Annotated in this window: 19 protein-coding genes and 1 riboswitch; of the genes, 11 read left to right on the top strand and 8 right to left on the bottom strand. The window is 70.8% G+C overall.

Annotated elements, in window-relative coordinates:
- Window positions 1–11: 11 nt before the first annotated feature.
- Window positions 12–392, top strand: a complete 381-nt coding sequence (locus tag ACFVZH_RS23715) for a cyclophilin-like fold protein (RefSeq protein WP_384899981.1) — start codon at window positions 12–14, stop codon at window positions 390–392.
- Between the two features lie 4 nt (window positions 393–396).
- Here the strand turns inward: ACFVZH_RS23715 and hisC are convergent, their stop codons facing one another.
- A complete protein-coding gene (gene hisC, locus ACFVZH_RS23710; RefSeq protein WP_384899978.1) occupies window positions 397–1,494 on the bottom strand; it encodes a histidinol-phosphate transaminase in 1,098 nt (365 codons plus the stop codon).
- 379 nt (window positions 1,495–1,873) lie between these two features.
- On the opposite strand from hisC, the gene ACFVZH_RS23705 reads away from it, so the two are divergent.
- From ACFVZH_RS23705 to ACFVZH_RS23695, 3 genes are all read left to right on the top strand, one after another.
- Window positions 1,874–2,980 (top strand): LacI family DNA-binding transcriptional regulator, encoded by a 1,107-nt coding sequence (locus tag ACFVZH_RS23705; protein ID WP_384899976.1) that lies wholly within the window; start codon window positions 1,874–1,876, stop codon window positions 2,978–2,980.
- 270 nt (window positions 2,981–3,250) lie between these two features.
- Window positions 3,251–4,687, top strand: coding sequence for a metallophosphoesterase (locus ACFVZH_RS23700; RefSeq protein ID WP_384899974.1), 1,437 nt, complete (start codon window positions 3,251–3,253; stop codon window positions 4,685–4,687).
- Window positions 4,688–4,848: 161 nt separating this feature from the next.
- Window positions 4,849–5,508 (top strand): hypothetical protein, encoded by a 660-nt coding sequence (locus tag ACFVZH_RS23695; RefSeq protein ID WP_384899972.1) that lies wholly within the window; start codon window positions 4,849–4,851, stop codon window positions 5,506–5,508.
- A gap of 60 nt (window positions 5,509–5,568) precedes the next feature.
- Here ACFVZH_RS23695 and thiC read toward each other — a convergent pair whose 3' ends face one another.
- Window positions 5,569–7,365: a phosphomethylpyrimidine synthase ThiC gene (thiC, locus tag ACFVZH_RS23690; RefSeq protein WP_384899970.1), complete on the bottom strand. Its 1,797-nt coding sequence runs from the start codon at window positions 7,363–7,365 to the stop codon at window positions 5,569–5,571.
- A riboswitch (TPP riboswitch) is annotated at window positions 7,359–7,493 on the bottom strand. (Overlaps the previous gene by 7 nt.)
- 71 nt (window positions 7,494–7,564) lie before the next feature.
- Between thiC and ACFVZH_RS23685 the strand changes: the two genes are divergently transcribed.
- Window positions 7,565–8,953 carry a YibE/F family protein gene (locus ACFVZH_RS23685; protein WP_384899968.1) on the top strand — a complete coding sequence of 463 codons (1,389 nt, stop codon included), beginning with the start codon at window positions 7,565–7,567 and terminating at the stop codon, window positions 8,951–8,953.
- Between the two features lie 36 nt (window positions 8,954–8,989).
- Here the strand turns inward: ACFVZH_RS23685 and ACFVZH_RS23680 are convergent, their stop codons facing one another.
- The 4 genes from ACFVZH_RS23680 to ACFVZH_RS23665 form a co-directional block, all read right to left on the bottom strand.
- The gene (locus ACFVZH_RS23680) at window positions 8,990–9,430 is read right to left on the bottom strand and encodes an SsgA family sporulation/cell division regulator (RefSeq protein ID WP_384900072.1); all 441 of its coding nucleotides are present in this window, start codon (window positions 9,428–9,430) and stop codon (window positions 8,990–8,992) included.
- Between the two features lie 138 nt (window positions 9,431–9,568).
- A complete protein-coding gene (locus ACFVZH_RS23675) occupies window positions 9,569–10,339 on the bottom strand; it encodes an IclR family transcriptional regulator (protein WP_384899966.1) in 771 nt (256 codons plus the stop codon).
- Between the two features lie 238 nt (window positions 10,340–10,577).
- On the bottom strand, window positions 10,578–10,796 hold the full coding sequence (locus ACFVZH_RS23670) for a DUF5326 family protein (protein WP_384899964.1): 219 nt from the start codon (window positions 10,794–10,796) through the stop codon (window positions 10,578–10,580).
- 141 nt (window positions 10,797–10,937) lie between these two features.
- Window positions 10,938–11,255 (bottom strand): cupin domain-containing protein, encoded by a 318-nt coding sequence (locus ACFVZH_RS23665; RefSeq protein WP_384899962.1) that lies wholly within the window; start codon window positions 11,253–11,255, stop codon window positions 10,938–10,940.
- A 51-nt stretch (window positions 11,256–11,306) separates the two neighbouring features.
- Here ACFVZH_RS23665 and ACFVZH_RS23660 point away from each other — a divergent pair, with 51 nt between their 5' ends.
- The 5 genes from ACFVZH_RS23660 to ACFVZH_RS23640 all read left to right on the top strand — a co-directional run bounded on the left by ACFVZH_RS23660 (window position 11,307) and on the right by ACFVZH_RS23640 (window position 14,962).
- Entirely contained in the window at window positions 11,307–11,684 is a 378-nt protein-coding gene (locus tag ACFVZH_RS23660) for a phage holin family protein (protein ID WP_384899960.1), read from the top strand.
- 9 nt (window positions 11,685–11,693) lie between these two features.
- Window positions 11,694–12,185, top strand: coding sequence for a low molecular weight protein-tyrosine-phosphatase (locus ACFVZH_RS23655; protein ID WP_384900070.1), 492 nt, complete (start codon window positions 11,694–11,696; stop codon window positions 12,183–12,185).
- Complete coding sequence (locus ACFVZH_RS23650) at window positions 12,182–13,321, top strand: cystathionine gamma-lyase (protein ID WP_384899958.1); 1,140 nt, start codon at window positions 12,182–12,184, stop codon at window positions 13,319–13,321. The genes ACFVZH_RS23655 and ACFVZH_RS23650 overlap by 4 nt, the downstream gene beginning before the upstream one ends.
- Window positions 13,322–13,550: 229 nt before the next feature.
- Window positions 13,551–14,447, top strand: coding sequence for a LysR family transcriptional regulator (locus ACFVZH_RS23645; RefSeq protein WP_384899956.1), 897 nt, complete (start codon window positions 13,551–13,553; stop codon window positions 14,445–14,447).
- A gap of 35 nt (window positions 14,448–14,482) precedes the next feature.
- Window positions 14,483–14,962 (top strand): NUDIX domain-containing protein, encoded by a 480-nt coding sequence (locus ACFVZH_RS23640; protein ID WP_384899954.1) that lies wholly within the window; start codon window positions 14,483–14,485, stop codon window positions 14,960–14,962.
- On the opposite strand, the gene ACFVZH_RS23635 is transcribed toward ACFVZH_RS23640, so the two are convergent.
- On the bottom strand, window positions 14,959–16,326 hold the full coding sequence (locus tag ACFVZH_RS23635) for a globin domain-containing protein (RefSeq protein ID WP_384899952.1): 1,368 nt from the start codon (window positions 16,324–16,326) through the stop codon (window positions 14,959–14,961). The genes ACFVZH_RS23640 and ACFVZH_RS23635 overlap by 4 nt on opposite strands.
- Before the next feature lie 107 nt (window positions 16,327–16,433).
- The gene (locus tag ACFVZH_RS23630; protein ID WP_384899950.1) at window positions 16,434–17,087 is read right to left on the bottom strand and encodes an HAD family hydrolase; all 654 of its coding nucleotides are present in this window, start codon (window positions 17,085–17,087) and stop codon (window positions 16,434–16,436) included.
- Between the two features lie 100 nt (window positions 17,088–17,187).
- Between ACFVZH_RS23630 and ACFVZH_RS23625 the strand changes: the two genes are divergently transcribed.
- Window positions 17,188–18,051 (top strand): GNAT family N-acetyltransferase, encoded by an 864-nt coding sequence (locus ACFVZH_RS23625; RefSeq protein WP_384899948.1) that lies wholly within the window; start codon window positions 17,188–17,190, stop codon window positions 18,049–18,051.
- Window positions 18,052–18,191: the final 140 nt, after the last annotated feature.

Below are 18,191 nucleotides of genomic sequence, written 5' to 3'. Positions count from 1 at the left end.
GAATCCCGGGCATGACCCTTCGGATACGCATCGTCTGGCCGGCCGGACACACCACGGCCACCCTTGAGGAGACCCCCACGAGCACCGCGCTCGCGGGAGCCCTCCCGATCTTCTCCACCGCCCGGACCTGGGGCGAGGAGGTCTACTTCGACACCCCGGTCTCCGCCGCCGTCGAGGACGGCGCGCGCCAGGTCGTCGACCCCGGCACCGTGGCGTTCTGGACCGAGGGCGACGCCCTCGCCCTCCCCTACGGCCCCACCCCGGTCTCGCGGGGTGCCGAGTGCCGGCTCGCGAGCCCCTGCAACCTGCTGGGCTCGCTCGACGGCGACCCGCGGATCCTGGCCACCGTCAGGGACGGCGACCCGATCCGCGTGGAACACGTCGCGGGCTGACCCGTCAGCCCTCCTTGCGGAAGCCCTCCGCCACCTTCAGGAACAGGTCGTTCGCCTCGGTCTCACCGATCGTGACGCGCACGCCCTCGCCCGCGAACGGCCGCACCACCACACCGTGCCGCTCGCACTCCGCCGCGAAGTCCACCGTGCGCTCGCCGAGCCGCAGCCAGACGAAGTTCGCCTGGGTGTCCGGCACGGTCCAGCCCTGGGCCACGAGCCCCGCGCGGACCCGCTCGCGCTCGGCCACCAGCGAGCCGACCCGCCCGAGCAGTTCGTCCTCGGCCCGCAGCGAGGCCACCGCCGCGTCCTGCGCCAGCTGGCTCACGCCGAACGGCACCGCCGTCTTGCGCAGCGCCGCCGCCACCGGCTCGTGCGCCACCGCGAAGCCGACCCGCAGCCCCGCCAGGCCGTACGCCTTGGAGAAGGTGCGCAGCACGGCGACGTTGGGCCGGTTCCGGTAGAGCTCGATGCCGTCCGGGATGTCGGCGTCGCGGACGAACTCCCGGTACGCCTCGTCGATCACGACCAGGACGTCGGACGGGACCCGGTCCAGGAAGCGCTCCAGCTCCGCCCGGCGGACCGCGGTGCCCGTGGGGTTGTTCGGGTTGCAGACGAAGATCAGCCGGGTCCGGTCGGTGATCGCCTCCGCCATCGCGTCGAGGTCGTGCACCTCGCCCTCGGTCAGCGGCACCTGCACCGAGGTGGCCCCGCTGATCTGCGTGATGATCGGGTACGCCTCGAAGGAGCGCCAGGCGTAGATCACCTCGTCGCCCGGGCCGGACGTGGACTGGAGGAGCGACTGCGCGACGCCGACCGAGCCGGTGCCGGTGGCCAGGTGGGAGACCGGCACGCCGAAACGGTCCGCCAGCTCCTGCATCAGGGCCGTGCACGCCATGTCCGGGTAGCGGTTGAAGTTCGCGGCAGCCGCCAGCGTGCTCTCCATGACCCCCGGCAGCGGCGGGTAGGGGTTCTCGTTGGAGGACAGCTTGAAGGCCACCGGACCGCCCGCGGCGGCCGGCTTGCCCGGCTTGTAGGTGGGGACGCCGTCCAGCTCGGCGCGCAGCTTCGGGCTGCCCGTACTCGTCCCGCTGGTCTCGCTCACTGTGTGGCCTCCTCGACCGTCCGTACCGCCAATACTCCTCACCTTAAGAGGATTCGCCCCCGCTGCGAATGGGCTGTGGACAACAGGAGGGACACGCTGTGGAAACGCCCCGGCAAGGGGGGAGCGCGCGCCAGGGTGGCGTGCGCTGGTGGCGAGCGCCGTGGCGCGCATCCCCCGTAGAGGTGAGTTGAGACCTCTTCGAGACCTCGCCCCCTCACCAGGCGTACGCCGTTCGACAACCACAGGTCTCATGCCAAAGGCCATAACTGCCTTGGATTTCAATGCCCTTGAGGCTTTTCGATCATGCAGAAACGTGCCTGTCAATGCCCGCATATGCGACCGGCCCAACCGACCCTCATCGCCCTACTATCGGCTCGCCATGACAGCAGCAGGGAAGCACCAGGTGAGCCGGGCACAGACCCGGGGAAGCCGGCAGGGCCGGGCGGGCATCCGGGACGTGGCCGCCGCCGCCGGGGTCTCCATCACGACTGTCTCCGACGCGCTCAACGGCAAGGGCCGACTCCCGGACGCCACCCGCCGCCACGTGCGCGAGGTCGCCGACCGCTTGGGCTACCGCCCATCCGCGGCGGCCCGCACGCTCCGCACCGGGAAGTCGGGACTCATCGGCCTGACCGTGACCACGTACGGGGATGAACCTTTCACCTTCACCGAATTCGCGTACTTCGCGGAGATGGCCAGAGCAGCCACATCGGCGGCGCTCGCCCGGGGCTACGCCCTGGTCATCCTCCCCGCCACCTCCCGCCATGACGTCTGGTCGAACGTCGCCCTCGACGGCACCGTCGTCATCGACCCCTCCGACCACGACCCGGTCGTCACCGAACTGGTCCGCCAGGGTCTGCCCGTCGTCTCCGACGGACGCCCCGCCGGCACCCTTCCGGTCACCGCCTGGGTCGACAACGACCACGAAGCCGCCGTCCTCGATCTGCTCGACCACCTCGCCGCCGCCGGCGCCCGCCGCATCGGCCTCCTCACCGGAACCACCACCGACACCTACACCCGCCTGTCCACCACCGCGTACCTGAACTGGTGCGAGCGGGTGGGCCAGGACCCCGTCTACGAGGCATATCCGGCGCACGATCCGTGCGCGGGCGCCGTCGCGGCCGACCGGCTGCTCGCCCGCCCGGACCGGCCCGACGCCGTGTACGGCCTGTTCGACCCCAACGGAACCGACCTCCTCGCGGCCGCGCGCCGCTACGGACTGCGCGTGCCGGACGACCTGTTGCTGGTCTGCTGCAGCGAGTCGACCGTCTACGCCACCACCGAACCACCCATCACGACGCTCTCGCTCAAGCCGCGCCGCATCGGCACGGCCGTCGTCCAGCTCCTCATCGACGCCATCGAGGGGATCGACACCGACGGACCGGTCGAGCAGGTGATACCGACCGAGCTCATCATCCGCACCTCCTCGCAGCGCCGTTCGCCGCGCACGACGGTCAGCCCTCCGCGTTCACCCACGAAGGACTGACCCCGGCCGGCACCTCACCGCGACCGCCGTCCCCGCCCCTGCCCGTGGGCAGGGGCGGCGAAACCGGACCCCGCACCGGCCTCAACCCTGGACTGGACCTTCCCAATTCGGGCGAAACAACCGGTGAACCCGGAGTGGACCCGGATTCACCACCCCTGGTGCGTCACACAGGAGGACGCTCATTCCTATGATGGGCGCACGACATCGCGGACCACCACGACCAGGCCGGCCCGCGATGTGCAGGGCATCGCGACGGTGGTGGAGGGGTCGATGACTCAGGGGGCCGGGCAGGAGCCCGTGGCGCGCACGGCGACATTGCGTGACTTCCGCGTACCGCCGTACGCCCGGGTACCCGTACAGGGCCATGCCGCCGAACCACCCGCCGCGGACCTTCAGGTGGTGCCCGCACCGCCGGAAGCCCCGCCTACCCCGCCTGCGCCGCCCGCCGCGCAGGCCGCCGGCGGCGACCACCCGGCCTCCCCCGTGCAGGCCGCACCCGTAGTGCCGGCCGCACCCGCCGTCCGGGCGGTACCCATGGCGCCCTCGCCGGTCGTGGTCGTACCGATCGAAGCCGTCCCGATCGTCCCCCCGGCTCCGGCCCAGGCCCCGGCTCCGGCCGCCGCACCCGCCGCCCCCACCGCGCCCATGCCCGCCTCCCCGACGCTCCAGCTGGGCCGCCGGCTCGCCCCCGCGTACCCCGCCGCGACCGGCTCCTCCATCGTCGCCGTCGCCACCGGCCACCCGGGCAACGCCTTCCCCGAGGGCGAGGCGCCGGAGGGATACACCCCGACCGAGCGCGACCTCCCGGTCATCAACCGCGGCGACACCGTCCAGATCCCCGTCGCCCCCGAGGCCGCCCCCGTGGCCGAGCCCGCCGGTGGCGACGGCCCAGGCCCGCTCTACGTCGTGGGCGACGTCCACGGCTACCTCGACGAACTCGTCGCCGCCCTGCGGGAACAGGGCCTCATCGACGAGAACGGCAGCTGGGCCGCGGGCAACGCCCGCCTCTGGTTCCTCGGCGACTTCACCGACCGCGGGCCCGACGGCATCGGCGTCATCGACCTGGTCATGCGGCTCTCCGCGGAGGCCGCCGCCGCCGGCGGTTACTGCAAGGCCCTCATGGGCAACCACGAGCTGCTCCTGATCGGGGCCAAGCGCTTCGGCGACACGCCGGTCAACTCCGGCGCCGGCACGGCCACCTTCCAGGCCGCCTGGCTGCTCAACGGCGGCCAGAAGCACGACATGGACCGGCTCCAGGACGTCCACCTCCAGTGGATGTCCCGCCTCGACGCCGTGGTGCGGGAGGACGACCACCTCCTCGTGCACTCCGACACCACCGCGTACCTCGAATACGGCACGACCATCGAGGACGTCAACGACACCGTCCACGAGATCCTCAACCGGAACGACGCCGACGAGGTGTGGGACGTCTTCCGGAAGTTCACCAAGCGCTTCGCCTTCCGCGACGAGGCGGGCCCCCAGGCCGTCCAGGAGCTGCTCTCCACCTACGGCGGCCACCGGATCGTCCACGGCCACAGCCCCATCCCGTACCTCCTCGGCCAGGTCGGCAACGAGGAGGGCGAGGGAAGCGGAGGCCCGGTCGTCGACGGACCGCACGTCTACGCCGACGGGCTCGCGATCGCCATGGACGGCGGAGTGACCATGGCCGGAAAGCTACTGGTCGTCCAACTCCCCCTGAACGGCTGACGCATAACCCTGCGCATCCGGGGAAGTCGAATTCCGGAAACACCCTGTCAGGTCGTGGCGTCACCGCAATACCATCGGGTCATCCGTAGCAGGCTCTCCTCCGCTTGCGCCCAGCCGACCGTTTCCCACGGCTGATCCGGGCGCCTGCGGAGCATCGGGGGATGCACATGAACGTGGCTCCGCACCTGCTGACCGAGGATCGCGCCGAGTACGAGCGGGTCCTCGACGACGCACTGAGCACGGCCCACGCACGTCCGGATCTCGCCGGGGTCGGCACCCGCCTCACGGTCGCGCAGCTGCGCGCCATGACGCTGAACGCGACGACTCTGGTGACCAGCGCGGCGGCCGAGGAGTACGACCACTTCGTGAAGGTGCGCGAACAGAACCGCGCGGCCCTCGGGACCCGGGCGCCCGCGGCGGCCGCCGAGCGGCCCGGCCCCGGCGCCGGCGTCGTCGCGATCTTCACCGTCATGGTGCCGGTCCTCGCGGGCGCGGCCGCCGTCATATTCCTGCTGGTCGGCGCGGTCATCCACGCCCTCGCCCCCACCGTGGTGTTCGGCGCGACCCTGCTCACGGCCGGGCTGGTCTTCGGCGCCCTGGCCGCGGCCGGACTGCTCTGCGCGGCCGCCGGACTCCTCGTCACGGCCCTGCGCAACAGCCCGGTGCAGGTGAGCGCCGGCGGTCCGCCCGACGACGAGCTGTCCCTCGCCCGGGACGCCTGGCGCCACGCCCTGCTGGAACGCGGCATCCTGCCCTTCCTCCGCGACGTCCTCGCCGCCACCGCCCCGCCCACCGGCTCCCCGGGCCCGCCCCACCCCTGACAACGCCACCGGCCCGCGACTCCCCCGGGGTCGCGGGCCGGCTCATGCGCCGAGGGAGGGTCAGTCCGCGAGCGGCAGGTAGACGCGGTTGCCGCTCGCCGCGAACTCGGCGGACTTCTCCGCCATGCCGGCCTCGATCTCCTGCTGCGTGCCGCCGTGCTCACGCCGGATGTCCTGGGAGATCTTCATCGAGCAGAACTTCGGCCCGCACATCGAGCAGAAGTGCGCGGTCTTCGCGGGCTCCGCGGGCAGCGTCTCGTCGTGGAACTCGCGCGCCGTGTCCGGGTCGAGCGCCAGGTTGAACTGGTCCTCCCAGCGGAACTCGAACCGCGCGTCCGAGAGCGCGTCGTCCCACTCCTGCGCGCCCGGGTGCCCCTTGGCGAGGTCCGCCGCGTGGGCCGCGATCTTGTACGTGATGACGCCGGTCTTCACGTCGTCGCGGTTGGGCAGGCCCAGGTGCTCCTTGGGCGTGACGTAGCAGAGCATCGCCGTGCCCCACCAGGCGATCATGGCCGCGCCGATGCCGGAGGTGATGTGGTCGTACGCGGGCGCCACGTCCGTGGTCAGCGGGCCGAGCGTGTAGAACGGCGCCTCCTCGCAGATCTCCTGCTGGAGGTCGATGTTCTCCTTGATCTTGTGCATCGGGACGTGCCCGGGGCCCTCGATCATCGTCTGCACGTGGTGGCGCTTGGCGATCGTGTTGAGCTCGCCGAGCGTGCGCAGCTCCGCGAACTGCGCCTCGTCGTTGGCGTCCGCGATCGAACCGGGGCGCAGACCGTCGCCGAGCGAGTAGGTGACGTCGTACGCCGCCAGGATCTCGCAGAGCTCCTCGAAGTTCGTGTAGAGGAAGTTCTCCTTGTGGTGCGCGAGACACCAGGCGGCCATGATCGAGCCGCCGCGCGAGACGATGCCGGTCTTGCGGCGCGCGGTGAGCGGCACGTACGGCAGCAGGACGCCGGCGTGGACCGTCATGTAGTCGACGCCCTGCTCGGCCTGCTCGATGACCGTGTCCTTGTAGATCTCCCAGGTCAGGTCCTCGGCCCGGCCGTCGACCTTCTCCAGGGCCTGGTAGAGCGGCACGGTGCCGATCGGCACGGGGGAGTTGCGCAGCACCCACTCGCGGGTGGTGTGGATGTTGCGGCCGGTGGACAGGTCCATGACCGTGTCGGCGCCCCACTTGGTCGCCCAGGTCATCTTCTCCACCTCCTCCTCGATGGAGGAGGAGACGGCGGAGTTGCCGATGTTGGCGTTGACCTTCACCAGGAACCGCTTGCCGATGATCATCGGCTCGATCTCCGGGTGGTTCACGTTCGCCGGAAGGACGGCCCGGCCCGCCGCGATCTCCTCGCGGACGACCTCGGGGGAGACGTTCTCGCGGATCGCGACGTACTCCATCTCCGGGGTGATCTCGCCCCGGCGGGCGTACGCCAGCTGCGTCACCGCCTGGCCGTCGCGGCCCCGGCGCGGCAGGCGCGGGCGGCCGGGGAAGACGGCGTCGAGGTTCTTGAGCCCACCACCGCGCGGCGAGGTGTGCTTGATCCCGTCGTCCTCGGGGCGGCCCGGGCGGCCCGCGTACTCCTCGGTGTCACCGCGCGCGATGATCCAGTTCTCGCGCAGCGGCGGAAGGCCCCGCCGGACGTCGGTGTCGATGGTGGGGTCGGTGTACGGGCCGGACGTGTCGTACAGCGTCACGTCCTTGCCGTTGGTGAGGTGCACCTGACGGACCGGCACCCGGAGGTCGGGGCGCGAACCCTGGACGTACCCCTTGTGCCAGCCCGGCGTGCGCGCGCCGTCGGCGGAGCCGACAGAGGCGTCGCCCTGGTCGGAGGCAGGCGTGCGTGCATCCTGAATGGTCATGAGACCGATCTCCCTACGCCGGCATTACCCGGTAACAGGTTCGGCGGTCGGCGCAGCCTCCTCCCGTACGTGCGTACGGTGATCAGCGCCCTCTCAGCCCGGTGCTCCGAGCTCCCGCGTGTGCAAAGGTGCCACCACGCTAGCGTCATCCCTGGCGTGCTGAACAGTGGGCCCCCGTCGTTCTTGCGATGATCGGTCGGTGACTTCCCCCCAGCAGACCCCCGAGTCCCACGGCCACGCCCACGGTCCCGGCCACGGTCCGGGGCACGATCCCGGCCCCTCCCACGGGCACGGGCACAGCCACAGCCATGGCCCGGCCGCGCCCGTCTCCCGGCATCTGCGCAAGGTCATCGCCGCCGTCCTGATCCCGTTCGCCACCGCCGTCGTGGTCGGCCTGCTCGTCCTGTGGCCCGGCGGCACTCCGTCGCACGAGCGCACCGGTGTCGGCTTCGACCGGCAGACCGAGCAGGGCAAGGTCGTCGACGTCGAGCAGGTCGACTGCAAGTCCGTGAACGCCGCGCAGGTCCCGCCGACCGGGGACACCTCCACCCCGGAGGGGCGCGAGGCGGTCAACGCCCAGCAGGGGGAGTGCGAGAAGGCGACGATCGAGGTCACCAGCGGCCCGGAGAAGGGCCGGACGTTCGTCGAGATCGTGCAGCCGGACGCACCGCGCCAACTGCACGAGGGCCAGGGCGTGGTGGTGGCGTACGCCCCCGACGCCCCGCGCGACCTGCAGTACTCGGTGACGGACGTGAACCGCAAGCTGCCGATGGCGGTGCTCGCCGGCATCTTCGCCCTCGCGGTCGTGCTGGTCGGCCGGATGCGGGGGCTGATGGCGCTGATCGCCCTCGCCCTGAGCTTCCTGGTGCTGACGTTCTTCATCCTGCCGGCGATCCTGCAGGGCTCGAATCCGCTGGTCGTTGCGGTGGTCGGATCGAGCGCGATCATGCTGATCGCGCTCTACATGTGCCACGGTCTGTCGGCCCGCACCTCGGTCGCGGTGCTCGGCACGCTGATCTCCCTGCTGCTGATCGGTCTGCTCGGGTCGCTCTTCATCGGCTGGGCCTCACTGAGCGGCAACACCGACGACAACACGGGTCTGATCCACGGCCTGTACCCGGAGATCGACATGTCCGGGCTGCTCCTCGCCGGGATCATCATCGGTTCGCTCGGTGTGCTCGACGACGTGACGGTGACCCAGACCTCGGCGGTCTGGGAGCTGCACCAGGCCGATCCGGGCATGGGGCCGCGCGCGCTCTACCGCGCCGGCATCCGGATCGGCCGCGACCACATCGCCTCGGTCGTGAACACCCTGGTGCTCGCCTACGCGGGTGCCGCCCTCCCGCTGATGCTGCTCTTCTCGATCGCGCAGAGCAGCATGGGGACGGTGGCCAACAGCGAGCTGGTCGCCGTGGAGATCGTCCGGACGCTGGTCGGGTCGATCGGTCTGGTCGCGTCCGTCCCGCTCACCACGGCGCTGGCGGCACTGGTGGTCTCCGCCGACCGGGCGGATCCCGACGGCCGGCCGGGCACCGGTGGCCGCAAGGCCGCGGCGGTACGGGGCGGAAGGCGCCGTCGCGCCAAGTGACGGCTCAGGCGGGTCCGGCGTACTCCTCGTGACGGCTCAGGCGGGTCCGGCGTTCTCCTCGGCCAGAATCCGTCCGAGCGCGGCTTCGAGGTTGTCCTCGAAGTCGCCGAGTGTCCGTTCCTGACCAAGCGGAACGAGCTTGTCCGTGCGATCGAGGAAGGCGACCAGCGGCGGCGCGCTCGCCCGGAACAGGGCGCGGTCGCCGCCGACCTGGAGCCGGATGGAGACATCCGACAGCCCCTCGGGCTCGGTCGGCGCGATGTGCACATCGCCGTCCCCGCTGGGGCGGTTGATCCCGTCGAGCAGCAACTCCCTGCCGAACGCCCAGGTCACAGGCGCGTCTCCGGGGAGGTGGAACGTCATGCACACCGCGTAAGGATCCCGAGCCTCGTATCGCAGCTCTACCGGGATCTTGAAGGAGAGCTCCTCGGAGACGAGGAAGCTCATCAGGACCTCGGCCTGAACCGACTCTCGCATCATGTACCCCGCAGTAGATGAAGCAGTTGTGTAAACACAGCTGCTGAAAGCTGTGACCGAAACGGCCAGGAATGATCCCCCATGGCCCTCTTGACGCAATCGTGCTGTACGCGCTAGCAGATCACAAGGAGTGATTTTTCAGATACTGATAGAGAACGCGAGTGAACTGAAGAGCCTTCCGATCTCCGTACGTAGCCGCTCGACTGCTGGGAGCAACCGTTCTTCCTGGTGAAGGGGGAGGGAAATGGCCATCGCACCCGCGACGGAGCCCGCCGTAATGGGGATCGCGGCACAGACCGTGCCGAGCGCATATTCCTGACGCTCTACCAGGGGCTCCATTCGCCCTAAACCGCCCAAACGCTCCAAAAGAAGACTCCGGTTACGCACCGTGTACGGAGTGATGGCTTCCACTGGATGGCGATCAAGGTGGTCTTGACGAGATTTCAGATCGAGTTGACTCAGCAGACACTGCCCGATCGCATGGGCGTGCGCGGTCTCGCGGAAGTCGGCCCATTCCTCCACTGCGGGGGCGGAAGGGGTGTCAGCGACGGCGACGAGTTCGATCTCGCCCTCGCGGTAGACGGCGAAGTAGACCGGCACACCGATCTCGTCCCGCCAACGGGCAAGGGAGTCTTCGATCTTGATGCGACGATTCTGCACGTCTCCGCCGCCGGCCAGTCGGACGGCGGCGTCGCCCAGGACGAACACACCCTTCTCGCGGCGTAGATAGCCCTCGTGCGTCAGGGTGCGGAGCAGGTGGTACGTGGTGGGCAGCGGGAGGCCCGTCTCGCGGGCGAGCTGTTTGGCGGGAGCGCCGTCCACGTGGGAGGCAACGGCCTCCAGGAGTCTCAGTGCCCGCTGCACCGAACCGATCAGGGTAGGCGCAGCAGTCTGCGTAGCCGTGGCCAAAGGTCACCCCCAGGCGTGACGACGGATGCACTGCACCCGCCCGCGGGGGCCGCCCCCGCGCGCCCGCCGGGCCTGAGGAAACCGCTGGTCAGCGCGGGGGTCTACACCCGTAGTCCCCAAGACGGCGGAGAGATTCCACTCTAGTGGCAGCCCCTGGGCCCATGCCCTGATTCGACCAGGGGGTTCCCCCGCGCGGGCTAATACCCTCCATCGGCTTCATACTGATCAGTAGCTTGTGCTACCAGTCCTCACGCGACCCGGTGGAGGAGCTGAACTTCCTTACGACGTAGATCAGTCCGGCGACCAGGGCCACGAAGAGCAGCACCTTGAACAGCAGCCCGACCACGAAAGCCAGGACGCTGGTGATCAGTCCGCCGAAGACGAGCAGGGCCAGGGCCGGTATGGCGACCCACTTCACCCACCACGGCATCCCCGCGACAATCTCCTGTACGGCCATCGTCCCTACCTCGCTCTCGGATCCGTCCCGCGCACTCCGCGCCGGACATCCTCAAGGCTAGGGGCCGGGAAAGTCCCACGGGGCCCCCGAGGCCCCTGCTCTCCCCTGATCCGCCCCCTAGGGGCTTCGGCTCCGGGACCCTCAGCCCTCCGGCGGCGAGAAGACCACCATCACCCGCAGGTCCTCGCTGATGTGGTGGAACCGGTGCTCCACCCCCGCCGGGACATAGACCACGCTGCCGCGCGCCACCTGGGTCGTCTCGTCCCCGACGGTGATCGCCGCCCGGCCGCTCACCACGAAGTACACCTCGTCCTGACCGTGCGGCTGCTGCGGGTCGAGCGACCCCGCGTCCAGCGCGTACAGGCCCACCGACATGTTCCGCTCACGCAGGAACTGGAGGTACGCACCGTCGTTCGCGGCACGCTCCGCCTCCAGTTCGTCCAGTCGGAATGCCTTCATCGCCTGTCCGCCCCTGCCCTCGGCCCGATCATGTCTGCCACGATCAGACACATGAAGAATTTCGTAGTCAAGACGCTCGCCAACGCGGGCGCCCTGGGAGTCGCCATCTGGCTACTCGAGGACATCACTCTGACCGGCGACAGCACCGGCAAGCAGGCCCTGACCCTTATTCTCGTCGCCCTGGTCTTCGGCCTGGTGAACGTCCTGGTCAAGCCGATCGTCAAGCTGCTGACGCTTCCCCTTTTCATCCTTACCCTCGGCCTGATCACCCTCGTGGTCAACGCCCTGATGCTGCTCCTCACGTCGTGGCTGGCCGAGCAGTTCGACCTCAGCTTCCACGTGGAGGGCTTCTGGACGGCCGTCCTCGGCGGTCTGATCATCTCCGTCGTCTCGTGGGCGCTGAACGTCGTGCTCCCCGACGGTGACTGAGTGGAGACCATGACCTACCGCGTCTGCTTCGTCTGCACGGGCAACATCTGCCGCTCGCCGATGGCCGAGCACGTCTTCCGCGGCCATGTGGAGGAGGCCGGCCTCGGCGACGTGGTGGAGGTCGACAGCGCCGGCACCGGCGGCTGGCACGAGGGCGACGGAGCCGATCCGCGCACGGTCGCCGTCCTGGAGGAGAACGGCTATACCTCCGCGCACGCCGCCCGGCAGTTCCGGGCCTCCTGGTTCGCCGACCTCGACCTGGTGATCGCTCTCGACGAGGGGCACCTCAGAGAGCTCCGGGCGCTGGCCCGCACCTCCGAGGAAGCGGACCGGATACGGCTGCTGCGCTCTTATGACCCGGCCGCCGGGAACGGCCTCGACGTTCCCGACCCCTACTACGGGGGCCGGGAGGGCTTCGAGGAGTGCCTGGAGATGGTGGAGGCGGCGAGCGCCGGCCTCCTCGCCGCCGTACGCGCGGAACTGGAGGAGCGGACAGCATGACCGACAAGGCATACGGCGACGGCACGCGCGCGGTACGGGCCGGCCTTCCCGAACCCGTGAAATACGAACCGACCCTGCCGGGCCCGGTCTTCGCCGCCCACTTCCACCTGCCGGGCGAGCCGACGGGCGGGTACGCCTACGGCCGCGACGAGAACCCCACCTGGACCCACCTGGAGCGGGCGATCGGCGAGCTGGAGGCGCCGGGGGAGGAGGACGTCGAGACGCTGGTCTTCGCCTCCGGCATGGCCGCGATCTCGGCCGTCCTCTTCTCCCAGCTGAAGGCCGGCGACGCGGTGGTGGTGCCGACCGACGGCTACCAGGCCCTGCCGCTGCTCCACGAGCAGCTGAGGGCGTACGGCGTCGAGGTCCGCACCGCCCCGACCGGCGGCGATTGCCAGCTCGCCGTACTCGAGGGGGCGCGGCTGCTGTGGATCGAGACCCCGTCCAACCCCGGGCTCGACGTCTGCGACATCCGCCGCCTGGTGGGCGAGGCCCACGCCGCGGGGGCGCTCGTGGCCGTCGACAACACCCTGGCCACCCCGCTCGGCCAGCGGCCCCTGGAACTGGGCGCCGACTTCTCCGTCGCCAGTGACACCAAGGGCATGACCGGGCACGGCGACATCCTGCTCGGGCATGTGAGCTGCCGCGATCCCCTGCGGGCCGCGGAGGTACGGCGCTGGCGCAAGATCGTCGGCGCCATTCCCGGCCCCATGGAGGCATGGCTCGCCCACCGTTCGCTCGCCACGCTCCAGCTGCGGATCGACCGGCAGTGCTCCACGGCGCTGGCCCTCGCGCAGACGCTCGCCGCGCGCGCGGACGTGACCGGTCTGCGCTATCCGGGACTGCCCGGCGACCCGTCGCACGCGGTGGCCTCCCGGCAGATGCGCCGCTTCGGCCCGGTGGTCTCGTTCGAACTGGCGGACCGGAAGCGGGCCGAGCGGTTCCTGGAGGAGCTGCGGCTCGTGGACGACGCCACCAGCTTCGGCGGCCTGCGCTCGACGGCCGAGCGGCGCGGACGCTGGGGCGGCGACGCGGTCGCGGAGGGCTTCATCCGGTTCTCGGTGGGCGCCGAGGACCCGGACGATCTGATCGCCGACGTCCTGCGGGCTCTCGACGAGGCCGGCGCCGCCGGCTGAGGACCTCCGTCGCAGGCACCTGGAACGAGGCGCTCCGAGCCTCCCCCCTCGTGGCTCGGAACGCCTCGGTTCCTGCGCGGATACCGCCTGAACAAGGCTAGTTGACTGTGCGTCAGTGTCCAATCACGGTAGCGACAGAGACCTATCGACTTATTTATAGTTGGACAGTCCTGAGGCGCAGTCAGCCGACCGCCTGAGTCGAACGGCCGCGGGCCGGGAGGGGGCGTACATGGATCTGGCCCTGCTGCGCACGTTCGTCGCGGTGCACCGGGCCGGCTCCTTCACCCGGGCCGCCGCGCTCCTCGGCCTGTCCCAGCCTGCCGTCACCAGCCAGATCCGGACACTCGAACGGCAGCTGGGACGGCCGCTCTTCCTCCGGCAGGCACGCGGCGTCACACCGACCACCGTCGGCGACGAGCTCGCCCACCGTGCCGCCCCCCACCTGGACGCCCTGGTCGAGATCGCCGAGGCCGGTCTCGACGAGGAGAGCGGTCTGCGCACCCTCCACGTCGCCGGACCCCCGGAGTTCACCGCACTGCGCGTCCTTCCCGCGCTCACCCCGCTGGTCGGCCAGGGACTCGCCGTCCGCGCCTCCTTCCTCGGCAACACCGAGGAGATCCTCGACGGGCTCGCCGCGGGCCACCACGATCTGGCCGTCACCACCGCCCGCCCCCGTGGCGGACTGCTCGTCTCCACCCCGCTGTGCGACGAGGAACACGTCCTGGTCGCGGCCGAGCGCTGGGCGGCGCGGCTCTCCCCCGACGTGCTGCTCGGCCGGGGCGCGCTGGTCCTGGAACAGCTTCCGGTGGTCGAGGTGCACGAGTCGCTGCCGTTCGTCTCCCGCTACTGGGCCGCCGTCTTCGACGGCAAGCCGGCCGCCGCCGCGACCGTGATCGCCCCCGACCTGCGGGCGGTCCGGGATTCCGCCGTCTCCGGTGCCGGTCTGGCCGTCCTGCCCCGCTATCTCTGCGCCGAGGACCTGGCGGCCGGACGGCTCGTGGCCCTCCTCGATCCCCCGGTGCCTCCGCTGCGGACCTACTTCCTGGTCGCGCGCACGGGCACGCTCGCCCTGCCCCCTCTGGCGCGGGCCCACGAGGAGCTGCTGCGCGCCGCGACCGGCTGGTGAGTTTCAGGACACCTCGGACGGGCCATTTTCTTCCCATGAACGAACGGCCGGTGATCAAGCGCACCGCACGCGCCATCCTGCTCGACGGGGACGACCTCATCCTCATCAAGCGCACCAAGCCGGGGATGGATCCCTACTGGCTCACGCCCGGCGGCGGCGTGGAACCCTACGACTCCACCGTCGTCGAGGCCCTCCACCGTGAGGTGCACGAGGAGCTCGGCGCCAAGATCACCGACGTGGTGCCCTGCTTCGTCGACACCGTCGAGCACATCGTCGACGGCGGGGTCTCCGGAGTGAAGGTCCAGCACTTCTTCGTGTGCCGGCTCGGCTCCATGGACACCTCGCTGCGGCACGGCCCCGAGATGGAGGAGCCGGTCGGCGAGTACGAGATCGTCCGGGTGCCCTTCAGCCGGGTCGGCATCGCCGCCGTGCACCTCGTGCCCCTCTCCCTGCGCCACTACCTCGACGGGAACATCGAGGGCGTCCGCGCGATGCACGCCCCCGACCTGGGCTAGCCGGCCGCCGCCGGGGCGAGCTCCGCCAGGAAGTCGTGGCGGATGCGCTCCGACGGGACGCCCGCCCCGCGCAGCGCGTCCACCCCGCGCCGGACCATGCCGAGCGGGCCCGAGAGATAGGCGTCGCATTCGTTCCACGGGCCGTACCGGCAGACCGCCTCCGGAAGCCGCCCCTGCTGCTCCGTGACCGGGTGCACCGAAAGCCAGGGGAAGGTCTTCTGGAGCCGCAGCATCGTGTCGATGTCGTACAGGTCGTGGTCATGGCGGGCCCCGTAGAAGACATCGACCGGGCGCCGGTCCCCGTGCTCGGCCACGTCCTCGACCAGGGCCTTGATCGGGGCTATCCCGGTGCCGCCGCCGAGGCAGAGCAGACCGGTGTCCGTGGCGTGGTCGACCGTCATCGAGCCCGCCGGCGGACCGAGGCGCAGCACGTCCCCCGGGCGGGCCCGGTGGACCAGCGCGTTCGACACCCAGCCGGCCGGGACCGCCTTCACATGGAGCGTCAGCAGCCCGTCGGGCCGGGGCGCCGAGGCGAAGGAGTAGTGCCGCCAGATCCGGGGCCACCAGGGGGTCTCCAGCGTCGTGTACTGCCCCGCGAGGAACGGGTACGGCTGGTCGGGCCGGAGCGTCACGACGGCGACGTCCGGGGTGCGCAGGTCGTGGGAGACCACCTCGGCCTGCCACCAGGCCGGTGCGCTCTGCTCGTTCTCGGCCGCCGCGTCGATCATGATCTGGGAGATCGTCGTGTACGTGCGGACCCAGGCCGCCTCGGTCTCCCCGTCCCAGCTCTGCGGGGCGTACCGGGCGAGCGCGCCGATGAGTGCCTCGCCGACGGCCGGGTAGTGCGCCGACCGGGTGCCGTACTTGCGGTGCCCACGGCCCAGGTTCTGGAGGTACGCGGTGAGGACCGGGGCGTCGTCCATGTGCTCGGCCGCGGTCAGGAGCGCCTTCAGGAGCCGGTCCCGCTGGGTGTCCATCGCCACGGGGAACATCTCGCGCAGCTCCGGGTTCCGGACGAAGAGCAGCGCGTAGAAGTACGAGGTCACCTTGTCGGCGATCGGGGCGATCTCCGCCAGGGTGCGGCGGACGAGCAGTGCGTCGGCGGAGGCTCCCCCGGGTATTCGGAGCAGCTTCCCGCCCGCCGACCGTTCCTTCCCGCCCTCCGCCGGCTCCGCGCCGTCCGTCGGGCGCCTGCCGTCCGCCGGGGGCTCACCATCCGGCGGTTCCTCACCGTCCACCGGCTCCTTGTCGCCGGCCGGGTCCTTGCCGTCCGCCTGTTCCGCCTGCGGGGCGTACGACGACGCCTCGGGCTCGTTTCGGTCCGCGTGCTCTGCGGCCGTCGTGGTGGTCGGAGCATCCATCATGTGCCTCGCCCTCGCGCTGGCCCGCTTCCGTGTTCCGCAGCATGACCCTTCGGTTCGCCGTCTCGGACGGAAAGCGGAGTTCTCGGGCCATAGAGCCGGGATTCTGGCTAAGCTGCGCTGTTTCGGACCAGGGCGTAGGCCCCGCGGAGGTCGGCTCCCCTGTAGCTGTGGCGGGACAGCCCGGCGAGATGGTGGTCCGCGTTCACGGCCACGGTGTCCGGGACGAGCGCGAAGAGCTCCGCGTCGGACATCGAGTCGCCGTACGCGACGCAGTCGGCCGGCTCCACGCCGTAGCTCGCACAGAGCTCCCGCGCGATCCGCACCTTCGCGGCGGCGTCGAGGATGCCGGGCCGGTGGATGGGTGCACGGAAGGGGACGGCCGGCCAGGCCGAACCGTGCGTGGTGTCGACCCCCCACTCCAGCAGCCGCTCGACGAAGAAGTCGGGTGAGAGTGAGATGACGGCGCAGCGGTCGCCCCGCGCCCGGATATCGGCCCAGACCTCACGGATCCCCGCCAGCCACGGTGCCCCCTCGAAGGCCGCCGCGACCTGCTCCGGGGTGAGCTCGTCCCACAGGTCCCGAGCGCGCACGGCGAACTCGTCCGGCGTGAGGCCCTCCAGGAAACCCCGCTCCAGGGCAGCGATCTCCTCGACGACACCCAGCTGCCGGGAGATCTCCACCGCGGCGGCCGACCCCCGGATCAGGGTGCCGTCGAGGTCGAAGAGGTGCAGTCGCCGCGTTCGATGTTTCACGTGAAACATCGTCCGTCTGCCACAGGGTGGAATCAACGCCTTCTCGGGTATCGGCCAGATCCGGTAAAGCAGTGGACGGAAGATCACTGCGTCGGACAGCCTGAAAGGTATGCCGACTCCCCCCACCTCCCTCGCACAGCTTCCCGTCCGACGCCTCGGCTCGGACGACCTCCTCGCCTGCGCCGACCTCTCCGAGAACCGGGGATGGCCGCGCGAGGAACACAAGTGGGGCCTCCTTCTCACCGCGGGCACGGGCTACGGCATCGACGACCCCTCCGGCACGGGACTCCTCGCCTGCTCCGTGGTCACCTCGTACGGCCCCGGGCTCGCGGCCATCGGCATGGTGCTCGTCGCCGAGCGGTACGCACGCCAAGGCGTGGGACGCCGACTCATGCAGCACGTCCTGGCGGAGGCCGGCGACACCCCGCTCACCCTGCACGCCACGGCGAACGGGCAGCCCCTCTACGAGGAGCTCGGGTTCACAGAGACGAGCCGGGCGGAGATGGTGAGCGGGCGCTTCACCTTCACCACACCGGCCCCTGCCGTTCCGGTCCGCCCGGCGACGGCGGAGGACCTCCAGGCGATTCTGCGCCTGGACCACGAGGTCTTCGGCCTGGACCGCACGCCCCTCATCACCCGGCTCCCCGCGTTCGCGGACCACCTCCGGGTCGCCGAGGAGGACGGCGAGATCACGGGCTTCGCGGCGGCCTGGCCCAACATGGACACCCATGTCGTCGGACCGCTGATCGCCCGGGACCCGGGAACGGCCCAGGCCCTGATCGCGTCCCTGGCCGCGGCCACCGACCGGCCCCTGCGCACGGACATCGACGTGCGCCATACGGCCCTGCTGAGCTGGGTCAAGGAGAACGGCGTCGACCACATCACCTCCAACTCGGTGATGGTCAGGTCCCTCCCCGACCTCCCCGGCGACTGGCGCCGCCGCTTCGCGCCCCTGACGGTCGCCGCCGGATAGTCCCGGCCGGTCCGGCCGGGCCACTCCTGCCCGGCCGGCCCCGCCGAGCTGATCCTGCGGAGCCGGTCCCCGAGGAGCCGAAACCAAGATTTACTTGCACACGCGCATTATTGCGGCGCATCGTCTACCCTGGTGCGAGA

The sequence above is a fragment of the Streptomyces sp. NPDC059534 genome (assembly GCF_042743475.1).
Taxonomy (GTDB): domain Bacteria; phylum Actinomycetota; class Actinomycetes; order Streptomycetales; family Streptomycetaceae; genus Streptomyces.
This window is presented reverse-complemented; position numbering and strand designations above follow the sequence as displayed.

Coding starts and splice junctions, on each gene's coding strand:
- ACFVZH_RS23640 (WP_384899954.1), top strand. CDS start 14,483: ATGAACGAACGGCCGGTGATCAAGCGCACCGCACGCGCCATCCTGCTC.
- ACFVZH_RS23700 (WP_384899974.1), top strand. CDS start 3,251: ATGACTCAGGGGGCCGGGCAGGAGCCCGTGGCGCGCACGGCGACATTG.
- ACFVZH_RS23650 (WP_384899958.1), top strand. CDS start 12,182: ATGACCGACAAGGCATACGGCGACGGCACGCGCGCGGTACGGGCCGGC.
- ACFVZH_RS23665 (WP_384899962.1), bottom strand. CDS start 11,255: ATGAAGGCATTCCGACTGGACGAACTGGAGGCGGAGCGTGCCGCGAAC.
- ACFVZH_RS23715 (WP_384899981.1), top strand. CDS start 12: ATGACCCTTCGGATACGCATCGTCTGGCCGGCCGGACACACCACGGCC.
- ACFVZH_RS23625 (WP_384899948.1), top strand. CDS start 17,188: ATGCCGACTCCCCCCACCTCCCTCGCACAGCTTCCCGTCCGACGCCTC.
- ACFVZH_RS23670 (WP_384899964.1), bottom strand. CDS start 10,796: ATGGCCGTACAGGAGATTGTCGCGGGGATGCCGTGGTGGGTGAAGTGG.
- ACFVZH_RS23660 (WP_384899960.1), top strand. CDS start 11,307: ATGAAGAATTTCGTAGTCAAGACGCTCGCCAACGCGGGCGCCCTGGGA.
- ACFVZH_RS23705 (WP_384899976.1), top strand. CDS start 1,874: ATGACAGCAGCAGGGAAGCACCAGGTGAGCCGGGCACAGACCCGGGGA.
- ACFVZH_RS23655 (WP_384900070.1), top strand. CDS start 11,694: ATGACCTACCGCGTCTGCTTCGTCTGCACGGGCAACATCTGCCGCTCG.
- ACFVZH_RS23630 (WP_384899950.1), bottom strand. CDS start 17,087: ATGTTTCACGTGAAACATCGAACGCGGCGACTGCACCTCTTCGACCTC.
- ACFVZH_RS23680 (WP_384900072.1), bottom strand. CDS start 9,430: ATGCGAGAGTCGGTTCAGGCCGAGGTCCTGATGAGCTTCCTCGTCTCC.
- ACFVZH_RS23635 (WP_384899952.1), bottom strand. CDS start 16,326: ATGATGGATGCTCCGACCACCACGACGGCCGCAGAGCACGCGGACCGA.
- ACFVZH_RS23645 (WP_384899956.1), top strand. CDS start 13,551: ATGGATCTGGCCCTGCTGCGCACGTTCGTCGCGGTGCACCGGGCCGGC.
- ACFVZH_RS23695 (WP_384899972.1), top strand. CDS start 4,849: ATGCACATGAACGTGGCTCCGCACCTGCTGACCGAGGATCGCGCCGAG.
- thiC (WP_384899970.1), bottom strand. CDS start 7,365: ATGACCATTCAGGATGCACGCACGCCTGCCTCCGACCAGGGCGACGCC.